Below are 15,667 nucleotides of genomic sequence, written 5' to 3'. Positions count from 1 at the left end.
GGTCACGCCATGCGTGGCGTCAGACCAGACCCGTGGCGTAGAACACGCCGATCACCACGAACACGGCGGTGGTCTTGATCAGGGTGATGGCGAAGATGTCCTTGTACGACTGCCGGTGGCTGAGGCCGGTGACGGCCAGCAGGGTGATGACGGCACCATTGTGGGGCAGGGTGTCCATGCCGCCGGAGGCCATCGAGGCCACGCGGTGCAGCACGTCCATCGGGATGCCGGCCGCGTTGGCATTGGCGATGAAGCTGTCCGCCATCGCGGCCAGTGCGATGCTCATGCCGCCGGACGCCGAGCCGGTGATGCCGGCCAGCGCGGTCACCGAGATCGCCTCGTTGACCAGCGGGTTGGGGATGGCCTGCAGCGCGTTGGCTACGACGAGGAAGCCGGGCAGGGCAGCGATGACGGCGCCGAAGCCGTATTCCGACGCCGTGTTCATCGACGCCAGCAGCGCGCCACCGATGGCGCTCTTCGTGCCCTCGGCGAAACTGGCGAACACCGGCTTCCACGCGAATGCGATCACGGCCACGATGCCGATCAGCAGCGCGCCCTGTACGGCCCAGATGGCGGCCACCTTCGAGACGTCCTGCACCACCGGTGCCGGGCTGCCGATCACCGCCGGCACGAACGATTGGCTTTCGCCGTAGAAGCCGGGGATCCATCGGGTGAACAGGAAGTTCGCCACGCCGACGAGCAGCAGCGGCAGGATGGCGATGAGCGGATGCGCGAGCCTGTCGCCCTTGAAGGGTTCCGGTTCATTGCGCAGATCGTCGTTGCCGGCATAGCCCTCTCCGTTGCGCGCGGCCACGCGGCGGCGCCATTCCAGGTAGCACATGCCGACGGTCAGGATGAATACGCCGCCGAGGATGCCCAGCACCGGTGCGGCCCATGCGGTGGTGCCGAAGAACGAGGTGGGGATGATGTTCTGGATCTGCGGCGTGCCGGGCAGCGCATCCATGGTGAAGGTGAAGGCACCCAGCGCGATGGTGCCCGGCACCAGCCGCTTGGGGATGTTGCTCTGGCGGAACAGTTCCGCTGCGAACGGATACACCGCGAATACCACCACGAACAGCGACACCCCGCCGTAGGTCAGCAGCGCGCACACCAGCACGATCGACAGCATCGCGCGCTGCGCGCCGACCACCTTGATGGTGCCTTGCACGATCGCCTTGGAGAAACCCGATATCTCGATCAGCTTGCCGAACACCGCGCCCAGCAGGAACACCGGGAAGTACAGCTTCAGGAAGCCGACCATCTTGTCCATGAACAGGCCGGTGAACATCGGTGCGACCAGCGAGGGATCGGTCAGCAGCACCGCGCCCAGCGCCGCGATGGGCGCGAACAGGATGACGCTGTAGCCGCGATAGGCCACGAACATCAGGAAGCACAGCGCGGCCAGCACGATCAGGAACGACATCCACAACTCCTCGGCCAGCGCCGCTTGCAAGTGCGGCGAGTATCCGCAGCCGCACGCCGGGCGGCCCACTGTACGAAGGTACGATGCCGCCCGCGCGGCCCGCCCCCTAGTGTTCGCTTCAATCGGCGGCATCCGTCCGCCGCCATGTCATACCCGGGAGGAGGGGAGACCCATGAAGCGCAAGCACCTGAGCCTGGCCATCGGTTGTGTCCTGTTGTCGTCCGCGCCAATGGCGTGGGCGCAGGACGGCACCACGGCCGCCAAAACGCCAGCCACGTCCGCCACCACGCTCGATGCGGTGAAGGTCACCGCACGCAAGCGCGAGGAAACCCTGCAGGACGTGCCGGTGGCGGTGACCGCCTTCACTGCGGAGACCCTCGACAAGATGGCGATCAAGGACATCGGCGACCTGGACGCGCAGGTGCCGAACCTGACCATCTATGCCGCGCGCGGTTCCACCAGCACAGTGACCGCCTACATCCGCGGCGTTGGCCAGGCCGATCCGCTGTGGGGCGTGGACCCGGGCGTGGGCATCTACCTGGACGACGTCTACATCGCCCGCCCGCAGGGTGCGCTGCTGGACGTGTTCGACGTGGAGCGCATCGAAGTGCTGCGCGGCCCGCAGGGCACGCTGTACGGCAAGAACACCATCGGCGGTGCGATCAAGTACATCTCGCGCGGCCTGCCGGAGGAAACCACCGGCTTCGCCTCGGTCACCGTGGGCAACTACAACCAGCTGGACGTGAAGGCGGCACTGGGCGGGTCCATCGGCGGCCAGGACAGCGGCCTGCGTGGCCGCGTGTCGGTGGCCAGCATGAACCGCGATGGCTTCGGCGAGAACACCCATACCGGCCAGGAGGTCAGCGACAAGGAGATCAACGCGCTCCGCATGCAGCTGGGTGCGTTCTCGCAGGATGATTTCGACGTGCAGTTCGCCTTCGACTACATGGACGACCAGTCCGGCGTGCGCGGCGCGAAGATGCTGGCCCCCAATCCGCTGGCCCCGGCCTATCCGCCGACCAGCGACCGCTACGACATCCGCAGCGGCATGAAGAACATCAACGACACCGAGATGAAGGGCGCCTCGGCGACCGTCAACTGGCGTCCGAACGACGACTGGGCGTTCAAATACGTAGCGGCCAAGCGCGAATCCGACACCGAGACCAACATCGACTTCGACACCACGCCGCTGACGCTGGTGGACGTGCGTGCGTTCTACAGCGACAGCCAGGTCAGCCAGGAACTGCAGGCGAACTACGACGGCGGCGGCCGTGCCCGCGGCGTGATGGGCCTGTACTGGTTCAACGGCGATGCCGGCGGCCAGGTGCTGAACCACTTCTGGAACCCGGCACTGGCGAACAGCCTGACCAATCCGCTGTTCGGCGACACCCAGGGCGTGGTCAACACCAAGAGCATCGCGCTGTACGCGGACTGGACCTTCGACCTGACCGACCGCCTGAAGCTGGACGTGGGCGCGCGCTACACCGACGAGGACAAGCATGCGGTGGCCTTGAACCGGTTCTACACCGGCCTGGACTACGCCACTTCGTGGGGCACTGCGGCCAACTTCGACAAGACCGTCAACTTCAAGAACACCTCGCCGAAGATCTCGCTGGACTACCAGATCACGCCTGACATCATGGTGTACGGCCTGGCCTCGCGCGGCTTCAAGTCGGGCGGGTACAACATCCGCGCCAACACCACGTCGGTGCCGCGTTCGGGCGAGCCGTTCGATGACGAACAGGTGGACAGCTTCGAGGTCGGCAGCAAGATGTCGCTGCTGGATCAGCGGCTGTTCCTCAACCTGGCGTACTTCCACAACAAGTACGAGGACATCCAGCTGTCGGTGTTCACCTCGTACACGCTGCCGAACGGGTCGCAGAGCTTCTTCGGCGACTTCACCAACGCCGGCAAGGGCACCGTGCAGGGCGTGGAAGTGGAGTACCAGTTCCTGCCCACGCAGAACTGGCTGATCAGCGGCAACCTGGCCTGGCTGGACGCGGAATACGACGAGTTCTTCACCAGTGGCGTCAATATCGCCGATACGCAGTACTTCACCAACGCGCCCGAGTTCTCCGGTGCGATCAACGTGGAGTACCGCACGGACCTGGCCAACGGCGGCAACCTGTCGGCGCGCGTGGGCTATTCCTACCAGTCGGAAGTCTGGCCCACCACCGACCTGAGCCCGCTGATCAAGCAGGAGGGCTACGGCCTGGTCAATGCCGGCGTGATCTGGAAGGTCAACGATGCATGGAGCCTGTCGCTGCAGGGTTCAAACCTGGCCGATGAGGAATACCGCACCACCGGTTACAACATCGGGGCCTACGGCGTGCTGACCGGCTTCTACGGTCCACCGCGCCAGTACAGCCTGACCGCGCGCTACGATTTCTGAGCGCGACACCGGTGATGATGCGGGAACGGCAACGGCGGGCGAAGGCCCGCCGTTGCTGCGTTATGCTCCGGCCCATGCCGATGCTTCGCCCGACATCCGTATCTTCTTGTCGAAGCGGCCTCAGCCGTGACCGCATGCTCGATGAACGCGTCGCCTTGCGGCAGATGACATGCCGCAGCCCGCCCGCGCGGCGGGTCGTCTTCCCGGACGCTTCGTTTCCACGGTCGCGGCTGAGGCCGCTGCCACGGGGGGCCTCATGCTGAGCGTCGGCATGGTGGTGCTGGCCGGCCTGCTGTGGCTCGGCGTGCTGTTCGGATCCGCGCTGTATGCCGAGCGCCATCCGCGCGTGCTGGCGGTGCAGTGGCCGTACATCTATGCGCTGTCGCTGGCGGTGTACTGCACCTCGTGGACGTTCTTCGGCACGGTGACCCAGGCCGCTCGCTACGGTTGGCCACTGCCGCCCACCTTCGTCGGCACCATCCTGTTGTACGTCTTCGGTGCGTTCCTGCTGGTGCGGCTGGTGCGGATGGCGCGCGAGTCGAATGCCACGTCGCTCGCCGACCTGATCGCCACGCGACTGGGCAAGGACGGCTGGCTGGCGGCCACGGTCACGCTGATCGCCGCGCTCGGATTGGTTCCCTACATCGCGCTGCAGCTGAAGGCGGTGGCGATGAGCTTCGCGCTGCTCACCCGTTCGCCGGGCAACGATGCGCTGCCGGCGTGGCAGGACAGCGCGCTGTACGTGGCCCTGGCGATGGCGGTGTTCGCGATGCTGTTCGGCACGCGCCGCGCGAGCGCGGTGGAGCACAACCGCGGCCTGATCCTGGCGATGGCGTTCGAGTCGCTGTTCAAGCTGGCGGCGATGCTGGCGCTGGGATTGTTCGTGTGGTTCGGCCTGCCCGACCTGGAGGTGCCGCCCCCGGCACCGGCGCCTGCCTCCACCACCTACGGCTTCCTGCCGCTGGTGGCGCTGGGCGTGCTGGCGATGTTCACCCTGCCGCACCAGGTGCACGTGGGCGTGGTGGAGTGCCGGGACGAACGCCACGTGCGTACCGCGCGCTGGCTGTTTCCGCTGTACATGGTGCTGATGGCGGCACCGCTGCTGCCGCTGGCGCGCGCGGGCGGCGCGATGTTCGGCGATGCGGTGCCCTCCGACCTCTACGTGCTGGCGCTGCCACTGTCGCAGGGGCACCAGGGCCTGGCGCTGCTGGCGTTCCTTGGCGGCCTGAGCGCGGCCACCGGCATGGTGGTGGTCAGCACGCTCACGCTCAGCCTGATGATCGGCAACCACTGGCTGGCGCCGGGCCTGTTGCGGGGCGGCTGGGTGCGCGGTACCGGACGCGACCTGCGCGGGGCCGTGCTGACGCAACGGCGCGTGGGGATCGTGGCGGTGATGCTGCTGGCGTGGGCGTACAGCCGCCTGATCGCGGGCAACGACGCGCTGGCGGATGTGGGCGCGGTGTCGTTCTCCGCATTGGCTACGCTGGCGCCCGCGCTCGCATTTGCCATCTGGCGTCCGCAGACATCGCCGCGGGCCGTCATTGCCGGCATCGTGGCCGGGTTCCTGGTATGGGCATGGCTGTTGCTGTTGCCGGTGGCGATGGACGCACGCGGCGTTTCGCCGGCATGGCTGCAGACGGGGCCGTTCGGTCTGGCTGGCCTGTCGCCCGACGGCTTCTTCGGCCTCACAGGGTGGAGCCGCCTGGGCCGCGCCGTGGGTGTCAGCCTGTTCGCAGGCACCGTGGTCACGCTGCTGGTGGCCAGCTGGCGCGGTGCGGCGCCGCGCCGCGCCGACAGCCGGGGCTTCGATGCGAAGACGCTGCGCGATGCCGGCCGTCGCTTCCTGCCGCGCGAGCGCGTGGAGGAACTGCTGGCCGACGCGCCGCGCAACGGAACGGTGCCGGCGATCATCGAAGCCCGGCTTGAGCGCGAACTGTCGGCGGTGCTGGGCTCTGCGTCCGCACGGCTCCTGCTGGATGCGGCACGCCGCGAAACCGGCGACCTGGAGACGGTGGCGGCCATCGTCGGCGAAGCATCGCAGGACCTGCGCTTCAACCAGCAGGTGCTGGAGGCCGCGTTGCAGAACATGAGCCAGGGCATCAGCGTGATCGACCGCGAGCAGCGGCTGGTGGCATGGAACCGGCGCTATGCGCAGATGTTCGGTTTCCCGTCCGATCTGCTGCAGGTCGGGCGTCCCATCGCCGACCTGACCCGCTGGGCGTTGCAGCGCATGCCGCAGCGCGGACACGACGAGCGTGCGCTGGACCGGCGGCTGGCCTTCATGCGCGCCGGCACGCCGCATCTGACCGAACGCGTGTTCCCGGATGGCAGCATCGTGGAGGTGCGCGGCAATCCCATGCCGGGCGGCGGCTTCGTGGCCACCTACACCGACGTCACCGCATCACGCCAGGCCGAGCGCGAACTCAAGCAGGCCAATGAGACGCTGGAGCAGCGCGTGGTCGAACGCACCGCGCTGCTGGAGACCGCCAAGCGCGAGGCCGAGCATGCGAACGATGCGAAGAGCCGCTTCCTGACCGCGATCGGCCACGACCTGCTGCAGCCGCTGCACGCGGCGCAGCTGTTCACCGACGCGCTGTCGCAGCAGCTGCCGGAAGCACGGCAGCGCGAGACGGCGCTGCAGGTGCGTGGTGCGCTGGATTCCACCACCGATCTGCTGACCGGCCTGCTGGACATGTCGCGGCTGGAAGCCGGCGGCCTGCTGCCCGAGCCGCGCGACCTGCCGCTGATGGAAGTGCTGGAGCCGCTGGCCTCCGAGTTCCGCGTGCTCGCGCATGAGCGCGGCCTGTCGTTCGACACTGTGCCGACGCGCGCGTGGGTGCATACCGATCCGCAACTGCTGCGCCGCATCCTGCAGAACTTCCTGGCCAATGCCGTGCGCTACACGGCACGCGGCGGCGTGCGTCTCGGCGTGCGCTGGCGCCACACGCATGTACGCATCGAGGTGTGGGACACGGGGCCGGGCATTGCCGAGTCCGACCAGCGCCGGATCTTCGAGGAATTCCGTCGCGGCGACGATGTGCCCGGGCAGGGCCTGGGCCTGGGCCTGTCGATCGCGGACCGCATCGCCGTGCTGCTCGATGCACCGCTGTCGCTGCGCAGCCGGGTGGGGCGCGGCGCCGTCTTCGCGGTCGACCTGGTGCGCGTGGCGGCGCCGGTGGCGATGCCCTCGCTGGCCGGCAAGCCCGGCCTGGCCGGCCGCCATGTGCTGGCGGTCGACAACGATCCCGCGGCACTGGCTGCGCTGCGCCAGGTGCTGGAAGGCTGGGGGTGCAGCGTGGCGACCGCCAACAATGGCGCAGCAGCCGATGCCGCATTGCGCGAACGGAATGCGGATCTCTGGTTGTTCGACTACCACCTGGATGCGGGCGATACCGGCGTCGCGCTGGTCGAACGCCTGCGTGCCTCGTATGGGCACCGTCCATGCCTGATCCTGACCGCCGACCAGACCGATGCCGTGCGCCGTGCCGTCCGTGATGCGGAACTGCCGCTGCTGGCCAAGCCGGTGCGCCCGCTGGCGCTGAAGTCGGTGCTGGATCGGTTGTTGGCCGCGCGGGCGTCCGCGGCCGTGGGAGCGACGTAGTTCGCGAAGTGGGTTTGCGGGTGCGGCCATCGCGACTCACGTCGCTCCCACGACAGCCAACGCTAGAATGCACGGCCGTTGCACAGGAACCCGCGCATGCCCTACACCCCCATCGTCGCCACCCTCGGCTATGTGCTGTCGCCCGATCGTTCGCAGGTACTGCTGATCCATCGCAATGCGCGTCCGGACGACCAGCACCTGGGCAAGTACAACGGCCTGGGCGGCAAGATCGAACGGGACGAGGACGTGGTGGCCGGCATGCGTCGCGAGATCCACGAGGAGGCCGGGATCGACTGCGAGGAAATGGCGTTGCGCGGCACGATCAGCTGGCCGGGCTTCGGCAAGCAAGGCGAGGACTGGCTCGGGTTCGTCTTCGTCATCACGGCCTACAGCGGCACACCCTTCGCCTCCAATCCCGAAGGCACGCTGGAATGGGTGCCGGTGGAGAAGATCCTGGACCTGCCGCTGTGGGACGGCGACCGCCACTTCCTGCCGCTGGTGTTCGACGACGACCCGCGCGGATTCCACGGCGTCATGCCGTACCACGAGGGTCGCATGGTCTCGTGGGACTACTCGCGGATCTGAAGGCCTCGCTGCTTGACCCTGTAGGAGCGATGTAAGTCGCGACCGGAATGCGAAGGGGTCACTGCACCTTGGATGAGCGCTGATTCCTACGACGCATGTTCCTCCTCGTTCCTGTTATCCATGGAACGCAGGAGGTTAGGGTCCACGGTCGCGACTTACATCGCTCCTGCAGAGGGCGGTCGCATGTTCCACGCTCCGGCTTGTCCACATGCCGTGTGGATCGGGTTTGGGAAACCATGTGGATAACCGCGTCGACGCCTTGTGCTGCGGGCCTGTCAAGATGTGTGGCGAATTTTTGACCAGGCGGTGACGGGTCGGTGTCCGGGTTGTCCACACCCGGTGTGGATGGTCTGTCGATCAACATGTGGATAAGCGGTAGCAGGCGTTGCGGCGCAACGCTGTCAAGGTGTGTGGCGAAAAAATGACCGCACCTCGTCGGGGCTCGCGTCAGCTGCATGTTCCACGCGAAGGGGGTCGTCGTCCCGGCGAACACTGGGACTCGTGTTGCCTTTGCTTGGCAGTACAGCCCAAGCGAAGCAAATGCAGAGTCAAGATGGATCCCAGCATGCGCTGGGATGACGGCCAGGGGTGGCAGAGGGTTTCGTCGTCCCGGCGAACACTGGGACCCATGTTGCTTTTGCCGGGCAGCACGCGGAGGTGAAGCAACTGGGGAGTCAAGAGGGATCCCAGCGTGCGCTGGGATGACGTCGGGGACTAAGGGACTGTCTCCGCATGCTACGTACGGGATTACTCGATATGCCGCGCCGGATCCGCCAGCTCGAGCTCGCGCAGCACCACGCCGGCCTGGGTGCGGTTGCGCACGCCCAGGCGGTCGAAGATCGCGGACAGATGTGCCTTCACCGTGCGTTCCTGCACGTCGAGGCGATCCGCGATCTGCTTGTTCAACAGGCCCTGCGCCACCAGCGTCAGTACGCGGAACTGCTGCGGCGACAGGCTGGCCAGGCGGCCGGCGAGATCGGTGTCGTGTTCGGATGACTGGGCGCGGGCGACCGCACCGCGCAGCGAGGCCGGCAGCCATTGCTCGCAGGCCAGCACACTGCGGATCGCATCCCGCAGTTCGTCCAGGCCGGAACTCTTCGGCAGGTAGCCGGCCGCACCGTGGTCCAGCGCACGCCGCACCACGCGCGGATCGTCATTGGCCGATACCACCACCACCGCCACGGCCGGGAACTGTGCCCGGATCGCAGCCAGGCCTGCGAGCCCATGGTTCCCCGGCATGTGCAGGTCGAGCAGCACCAGGTCGATGTCGTCGTGCGCTTCCAGCGTGGCGATGACGCCGTCCAGCGATTCGGCTTCGCGCACCGACAGCTGCGCCACGGCATCCGCCGCCGCGCCACGCAATGCGGCGCGGAACAGCGGGTGGTCATCGGCGATCAGCAGGTTGGGCATGGGGGTTGCTGGGAATCGGGGAGGGGCAATCGTGGATCGACCGAGCGGGTTGCCTTGAGCGGGGCAACAGAACGGATACAGGCGCTTCCCTTCTCCACTTCCGGTCCTCGACTCCCGGCTTTCACTGCACCGTCCAGCCGCCGTCCACCACGATCGTCTGGCCGGTGATGTTGCGCGCGGCGGGCGAGGTGAGGAAGGCGGTGATGCCGGCCAGTTCGTCCAGGCCGATGAACACGCCTTTCGGCATCGGCTTCAGCATCACCTGGCTGACCACGTCGGCCTCGGAGATGCCGCGCGTGCGCGCCTGGTCGGCGATCTGCTTGTCCACCAGCGGCGTCTTCACGTAGCTCGGGCACACGGTATTGATGGTGATGTCGGTGTCGGCGGTTTCCAGCGCGATGACCTTCGAAAAACCGACCAGGCCGTGCTTGGCGGCCACGTAGGCGCTCTTGTACGGACTGGCTACCAGTGCGTGGATGCTGCCGATGTTGACGATGCGGCCGAAACCGCGTTCGCGCATGCCCGGCATCACCGCACGGGTCAGGCGCGCCACGCCCACCAGCATTACCTGCACCAGGAAGTCCCACGTCTCGATGGGAAAATCCTCCAGCGGCGAGACATGCTGCAGGCCGGCGTTGTTCACCAGCACATCGACCGGGCGCGAGATCGTCGCCAGGGCGGCATCGATGCTCTCCTGCGACGTCACGTCGAGGGCGACCGCTTCGGCGGAACCGCCGTCGGCGCGGATCTGCGTGGCCACGGTTTCGGCGGCGTCGAGATTGAGGTCGCTGACGATCACGTGGCGTCCGGCTTCGGCCAGTTGCGCGGCGATGCCGGCGCCGATGCCGCTGGCGGCACCGGTGATGAGGAGGGTATGGGTCTGTTGCATGGGGGCTCCTGCGTGCTGCGGCTAGGGTAGCAGGCAGGCGCGACGGGTTCGTGGTACCAAAGTACGATGACGGGGATTCCCGCACAGGGTAGTTTCGTGGCAATGACCGGAACCATGGGCGCCCTCCACGCATGAATGCGAACCTGCGAATGTCCTGCGGACTGTTGCTCGGCGCGGCGCTGACCGCCTGCAGCAGCACGCCGCCCAAGCCCGAGGCCGTGGCCCACATGATCCAACCGCAGCGCGTCACCGAGCACCGTGGCACCGACGACCTGCTCACGGCGGGCCTGGGCCTCCACGGCCTGCGCGCGATGGCGGCGCCTGCGTTCGCCGATCCCGCCAATCCCACGTCCGCCGAGCTGCGCCGCCGCGCGATCTGGGGCAACTGGCGTGGCATCGCCGACCTCTCGCTGACGGGCGGCTACGGCCAGGCCTATGGCAGCGTGGCTGCAGTACCCGGTCGCGAGTATTCGGCGCTGGCGAAGGTCCCCGGCGCCGCGCAGCCGCACCGCGTGCTGGTGCAGGTGCCGGACGATTTCGATGCCACCAGGCGCTGCGTTGTCGTCACCGCCTCGTCCGGCTCGCGCGGCATCTACGGCGCCATCGCGGTCGCCGCGCCGTGGGGCCTGCCCAAGGGCTGCGCCGTGGCCTACACCGACAAGGGCGCCGGCACGGATTACTTCGATCTGGATGAGCAGAAGGGCGCGCGCGAGGAAGGCACCGTTGGCGAACTTGGCGTCGATCCGCTGGCGTTCGTGCCGGATGCGCCGGTCGGTGCCGGCGGCGTTGCCGTCAAGCATGCGCATTCCAAGGACAACCCGGAAGCAGACTGGGGCCGCCACGTGAAGCAGGCCGCGGAGTTCGCGCTGGCAGCGCTGGACCAGGCGTTTCCGCAGGCAGCGCCATTCCGCTTCGACAATACACGCGTCATCGCCGTCGGCATTTCCAATGGCGGTGGTGCCGTGCTGCGTGCCAGCGAGGAAGAAGGCGAGTGGCTGGATGCGGTGGTCGCGGGCGAGCCGAACATCCTTGCGGCGGATGCACCGGGCGCTCGTTCGCTGTACGACTACACCACGGAAGCCGCGCTGCTGATGCCGTGCGCGCTGCTGCACCTGCCAGCCGACACCCTGCCGCAGCCGCCCCTGCGCGGGCAGGTGGAACCGGTGTGGACGGCGCGTTGCGCCATGCTGAAAGCGGCCGGCCTGGTCGGTGGCGCGGATGCGAAGGCGCAGGCGGCATCGGCGCATGCGCAGTTGAAGGCGAACGGCTGGACCGACGAGGCGCTGGTGGCCGGCGCGCTCAGCGTGGGCTTCGACCTGTGGCGGGCGGTGGCGGTGACGTATGCCTCCGCGTACGGCCGTTATGGCGTGGCCGAGCATCCGTGCGGCTTCGCGTTCTCCGCGCAGAACGCCGACTTCACGGCGCGCACTGCCAGCGCCGCCGAGCGGGCCGCGTGGTGGTCCGATGGCAGCGGCATTCCACCGGGTGCCGGGGTGGGCATCGTCGACACGAAGCTGGCCGCGCCGGACTTCACTCTGCCGGGGCTGCAATGCCTGCGTGCGCTGCAGACCGGTACCGGCGAGGATGCGCGTCGCGTGCAGGCCGGCATCGCGCAGACCGCCGCGCGCTTCCCGCGCACGCGCCGTCCGGTGGTGGTGATCCATGGACTGGACGACGGGCTGGTGCCGCCGGCGTTCTCCAGCGCGCCGTATGTGGAAGCGGCGCGCGCCGCCAATCCCGACGTGCGCTACTGGCAGGTGCGGCATGCGCAGCATTTCGACGGTTTCCTGGCGCTGCCGGCCTACGGCGCGCGGTACGTGCCCCTGCTGCCGTACGTCTATGCCGCGCTGGACCAGGTCAACGCCACGCTGGATGGAAGCCGGGAGCTGCCGGCGAATGCGCTGATCAATGCCAATCCGCGGGGCGCGGGGAGCGTCGAGCTCAGTCAGCTGGCGATTCCGCGCTGATGAATCCTTCTCCCCGCATGCGGGGAGAAGGTACCCGGAGGGGGGGTGAGGGGCGAGCGCGGCAACAATCCTGGCGCACGCGCATCCGGTCTCCGTTCGCCCCTCACCCGCCTTTGGCACCCTCTCCCCGTTCACGGGGAGAAGGAATGCTGCGGCGCCTTCACCCGCTTGGCCTTACTCTTGAGACTGGCCCGACACGTACGCCGCCATGTCCCGACACTTTTCGATGATCCGCGACTTCCAGCTGGCCGACTGGTTCACGCTGGGCAATGCCTTCTGCGGCACCGGTGCGGTGTTCGCGTCGATGCGTTTCCTGCAGGAGGGCATCCTGCGCGACCTGATGATCGGGATGGCGCTGATCCCGCTGGCCTTCATCTTCGACGCCCTCGATGGACGCGTGGCCCGCTGGCGCAAGCAGGCCTCGGTGCTGGGGCGTGAACTGGACTCGCTGGCCGACGTGATCTCCTTCGGCGTGGCGCCGGCGGCGCTGGCCTATGCCTGCGGCATGCAGGGTGGCTGGGACTGGCTGGTGCTGTCGTACTTCGTCGCCTGCGGTGTCAGCCGGCTCGCGCGCTACAACGTCACCGCCGAGACGCTCGCCGATGGTGGCGACAAGGTGAAGTTCTTCGAGGGCACGCCCATTCCCACCAGCCTGGCGCTGGTCATCGTGCTGGCGGTCGCGGCATACCTGGGCCATGTGGGGCCCGACCTGTGGCTGGGTGCGCTGAAGCTCGGTCCGTGGCAGCTGCATCCGCTGGTGTTGCTGTACGCCATTTCCGGCACGCTGATGATCAGCAAGACGCTGCGGATCCCCAAGCCCTGATCGTGAGGTGAAGGTGCGTCATGCACGCGCCGCCTGCCGCGGCTAGAATCGGTCGGGAAGGGAGGGCACATGACGAATTCCGTTCCACCGTGGCCGGGCGACTTCGAGTCGGTGGCCCAGCAGTACTGGAGTCTCTGGGGTGATGCCCTGCGACGGGCCGGCGGTGCGCCGACCATGTCCATGCCGGGCGCCGTGCCGGGTTGGCAGCAGACCGTCGACTGGTGGTCGAAGCTGGTGCCGGGTGGCCAGCCCCAGGTGGACGAAGCGGTCGGGCGCTTCCAGCGGCAGGCCAGCCAGTGGTTCGGCCAGATGCAGCAGGTGGCCGCGCAGTTCACCGGCCGCGACCACGACGCCACCGATATCGGCCGTGCCTGGCGCGAGGCGCTGGGCATGGCCACGCCCACGCCTGCCGGAAATCCGTTCGCGGACATCTTCCGCAGCATGCAGGGTGGCGCGCATGGCATGGATGGCTGGATGCAGCAGATGCAGCCCTGGCTGGAAGGCCTGCAGCGCGATGGCGACCGCTGGCTGCACCTGCCGACCTTCGGCCTGGCGCGCGAGCACCAGGAACGCTGGCAGCACCTGGTGCAGGCGCAGAAGGACTACCAGCAGCAACTGCGCGATTACGACCAGCTGATGCTGAAGGTGGCGCAGGATGCGTTCGTGCGCTTCGAGCGCAAGCTGGAGCAGCATGCCGAGCCCGGCCGCCAGTTGCAGAATGCACGCGCATTGTTCGACCTCTGGATCGATGCGGCCGAAGAGGCCTATGCGCAGGTCGCGATGTCCGATGATTTCCGCCACGTCTATGGTGGACTGGCGAATGCGCAGGCGCGCCTGCGACTGGGCGTGCAGCGCGAAGTCGAGCAGGTCTGCACGCTGTTCGGCATGCCGACGCGGACGGAAGTCGATTCCGCGCATCGCAAGATCGTCGAACTCGAGCGCGCGCTGCGCAAGCTGACGCGCGCGCAGGTCTCGCCCGCGCGCCGTGCCGAGACACGGCATGCGCCTGCGCCGGTCGAAGCCCCCGTCATCGCGGAACCGGCACCGGCCCCAGCGCCCGCGCCCGCAAAGCCGAAAGCCGCTAAGGCGCGCACGCTTCCCCGCCGCACGCCAGCGAAGGCTGCGCCGAAAAAACGCGTCGTCGCCAAGAAGACAGCGCCGAAGAAACGCGCACGCCGGGCCGTCGCTGCGGCGGCGCCGGCCCCCACCCGCAAGGAACCCGTACCCGCGGTGGCCAAGGCGGCCGCGCGGACGCCAGCCAGGACGAAGAAGGCGCCCGCCAGGAAAACACCGAGGACGGTCGCGGCGAAACCTGCCCCCAAAAAACCTGCCCCCACGGCGCGTGCGAAACCACCTTCGACCTCGGTCGTATCGATGAAGGACTGGGTGGCACGCAACGCCGCGCGCGACGCGACCGTCGACGCGCCCAAGACCGGCAGGAAGACCAAGCGGGGTAGCCGCAAGTGAACGGACCGCTCAACTTCACCGCCGAGGCCCTGGCCCACGAAGCCACCACACTGACGCAGAAGCTCTCCGCCGGCCTGCACACGCTGCCGGAGGTGGAGGATGTGCACTACGGGGCCACCCAGAAGCAGGAAGTCTGGCGCGATGGCAAAGTGGTCCTGTACCGCTTCATAGGCGAGAAGGCCCCCACCGCGAAGGTCCCGCTGCTGATCGTCTACGCGCTGGTCAACCGGCCGTACATGGTGGACCTGCAGCACGATCGCTCGCTGGTGAAGGGCCTGCTGGCGCAGGGTGAGGATGTCTACGTCATCGACTGGGGCTATCCGGACCGCTCGGACCGCTATCTCGAACTCGACGACTACATCAACCGCTTCATCGACGGTGCGGTGGACCACCTGCGCGACAGCAGCGGACGCGATGCCGTCAACGTGCTCGGCATCTGCCAGGGCGGGGCCTTCTCGCTGTGCTATGCCTCGCTGCACCCGGACAAGGTCAAGAACCTGATCACCATGGTCACGCCGGTGGACTTCCATACGCCGGACAACATGCTTTCGCACTGGACCCGCGAGCTGGACGTGGACCTGTTCGTGGATGCGCTGGGCAATGTGCCGGCGGACATGATGAATGCCTGCTACCTGATGCTGAAGCCGTTCCGTCTGAACCTGCAGAAGTACGTCGGACTGGTCGACATCCTCGACGACAAGCGCGCCATCGAGGACTTCCTGCGGATGGAAAAATGGATCTTCGATTCTCCGGACCTGGCGGGTGAGGCCTTCCGCCAGTTCATCAAGCAGTTCTACCAGCGCAACGGCTTCATCAAAGGGGGCATCGAGATCGGTGGCGAGGCCGTGGACCTGGGCTTCGTCGACATGCCGGTGCTGAACATCTATGCCGAACAGGACCATCTGGTGCCACCGGATGCGTCGCGTGCCTTGAAGGACGTGGTGGGCACCGCCGACTACACCGAACTGAGCTTCAAGGGTGGCCACATCGGCATCTACGTGTCCAGTCGTGCACAACGCGAAGTGCCTTCGGCCATCCACCACTGGCTGGGCCAGCGCGCGCGCTGACCGCGCGCGCTGCGCTTTTTGCAGGAGCGGCGCAAGTCGCGAC

10 protein-coding genes are annotated in these 15,667 nt (G+C 67.6%); 7 read left to right on the top strand and 3 right to left on the bottom strand.

The window, feature by feature from the left end; translation table 11 throughout:
• Nucleotides 1-19 precede the first annotated feature (19 nt).
• Nucleotides 20-1,423: a GntP family permease gene (locus ACIPRS_RS10595; RefSeq protein WP_446538526.1), complete on the bottom strand. Its 1,404-nt coding sequence runs from the start codon at nucleotides 1,421-1,423 to the stop codon at nucleotides 20-22.
• Between the two features lie 172 nt (nucleotides 1,424-1,595).
• On the opposite strand from ACIPRS_RS10595, the gene ACIPRS_RS10590 reads away from it, so the two are divergent.
• The 3 genes from ACIPRS_RS10590 to ACIPRS_RS10580 all read left to right on the top strand — a co-directional run bounded on the left by ACIPRS_RS10590 (nucleotide 1,596) and on the right by ACIPRS_RS10580 (nucleotide 8,001).
• Nucleotides 1,596-3,815: a TonB-dependent receptor gene (locus ACIPRS_RS10590; protein WP_446538525.1), complete on the top strand. Its 2,220-nt coding sequence runs from the start codon at nucleotides 1,596-1,598 to the stop codon at nucleotides 3,813-3,815.
• A gap of 256 nt (nucleotides 3,816-4,071) precedes the next feature.
• Nucleotides 4,072-7,416 carry a PAS-domain containing protein gene (locus ACIPRS_RS10585; protein WP_446538789.1) on the top strand — a complete coding sequence of 1,115 codons (3,345 nt, stop codon included), beginning with the start codon at nucleotides 4,072-4,074 and terminating at the stop codon, nucleotides 7,414-7,416.
• Nucleotides 7,417-7,512: 96 nt separating this feature from the next.
• On the top strand, nucleotides 7,513-8,001 hold the full coding sequence (locus tag ACIPRS_RS10580; RefSeq protein WP_446538524.1) for an NUDIX hydrolase: 489 nt from the start codon (nucleotides 7,513-7,515) through the stop codon (nucleotides 7,999-8,001).
• A gap of 747 nt (nucleotides 8,002-8,748) precedes the next feature.
• Here the strand turns inward: ACIPRS_RS10580 and ACIPRS_RS10575 are convergent.
• Nucleotides 8,749-9,411: a response regulator gene (locus ACIPRS_RS10575; RefSeq protein WP_192201391.1), complete on the bottom strand. Its 663-nt coding sequence runs from the start codon at nucleotides 9,409-9,411 to the stop codon at nucleotides 8,749-8,751.
• A 121-nt stretch (nucleotides 9,412-9,532) separates the two neighbouring features.
• Complete coding sequence (locus tag ACIPRS_RS10570) at nucleotides 9,533-10,300, bottom strand: 3-hydroxybutyrate dehydrogenase (protein WP_446538523.1); 768 nt, start codon at nucleotides 10,298-10,300, stop codon at nucleotides 9,533-9,535.
• Nucleotides 10,301-10,449: 149 nt separating this feature from the next.
• Between ACIPRS_RS10570 and ACIPRS_RS10565 the strand changes: the two genes are divergently transcribed.
• The 4 genes from ACIPRS_RS10565 (at nucleotide 10,450) to ACIPRS_RS10550 (ending at nucleotide 15,624) form a co-directional block, all read left to right on the top strand.
• Complete coding sequence (locus tag ACIPRS_RS10565) at nucleotides 10,450-12,267, top strand: 3-hydroxybutyrate oligomer hydrolase family protein (protein ID WP_446538522.1); 1,818 nt, start codon at nucleotides 10,450-10,452, stop codon at nucleotides 12,265-12,267.
• Nucleotides 12,268-12,475: 208 nt separating this feature from the next.
• Nucleotides 12,476-13,090 (top strand): CDP-alcohol phosphatidyltransferase family protein, encoded by a 615-nt coding sequence (locus tag ACIPRS_RS10560; protein ID WP_192201389.1) that lies wholly within the window; start codon nucleotides 12,476-12,478, stop codon nucleotides 13,088-13,090.
• A gap of 69 nt (nucleotides 13,091-13,159) precedes the next feature.
• Nucleotides 13,160-14,557 (top strand): class III poly(R)-hydroxyalkanoic acid synthase subunit PhaE, encoded by a 1,398-nt coding sequence (gene phaE, locus ACIPRS_RS10555; RefSeq protein WP_446538521.1) that lies wholly within the window; start codon nucleotides 13,160-13,162, stop codon nucleotides 14,555-14,557.
• A complete protein-coding gene (locus ACIPRS_RS10550) occupies nucleotides 14,554-15,624 on the top strand; it encodes a class III poly(R)-hydroxyalkanoic acid synthase subunit PhaC (RefSeq protein ID WP_337730985.1) in 1,071 nt (356 codons plus the stop codon). Before phaE ends, ACIPRS_RS10550 begins: the two co-directional genes overlap by 4 nt.
• Nucleotides 15,625-15,667: the final 43 nt, after the last annotated feature.

The organism is Pseudoxanthomonas sp. LARHCG66, from assembly GCF_052871755.1.
Note: the sequence above shows the minus strand (reverse complement) of the source record. Positions and strands in the feature narration are given on the sequence as shown.

Bases quoted from the DNA above. Each gene is read 5' to 3' on its own strand.
- ACIPRS_RS10595 (WP_446538526.1), bottom strand. From the start codon at position 1,423: ATGTCGTTCCTGATCGTGCTGGCCGCGCTGTGCTTCCTGATGTTCGTG.
- ACIPRS_RS10590 (WP_446538525.1), top strand. From the start codon at position 1,596: ATGAAGCGCAAGCACCTGAGCCTGGCCATCGGTTGTGTCCTGTTGTCG.
- ACIPRS_RS10585 (WP_446538789.1), top strand. From the start codon at position 4,072: ATGCTGAGCGTCGGCATGGTGGTGCTGGCCGGCCTGCTGTGGCTCGGC.
- ACIPRS_RS10580 (WP_446538524.1), top strand. From the start codon at position 7,513: ATGCCCTACACCCCCATCGTCGCCACCCTCGGCTATGTGCTGTCGCCC.
- ACIPRS_RS10575 (WP_192201391.1), bottom strand. From the start codon at position 9,411: ATGCCCAACCTGCTGATCGCCGATGACCACCCGCTGTTCCGCGCCGCA.
- ACIPRS_RS10570 (WP_446538523.1), bottom strand. From the start codon at position 10,300: ATGCAACAGACCCATACCCTCCTCATCACCGGTGCCGCCAGCGGCATC.
- ACIPRS_RS10565 (WP_446538522.1), top strand. From the start codon at position 10,450: ATGTCCTGCGGACTGTTGCTCGGCGCGGCGCTGACCGCCTGCAGCAGC.
- ACIPRS_RS10560 (WP_192201389.1), top strand. From the start codon at position 12,476: ATGTCCCGACACTTTTCGATGATCCGCGACTTCCAGCTGGCCGACTGG.
- phaE (WP_446538521.1), top strand. From the start codon at position 13,160: ATGACGAATTCCGTTCCACCGTGGCCGGGCGACTTCGAGTCGGTGGCC.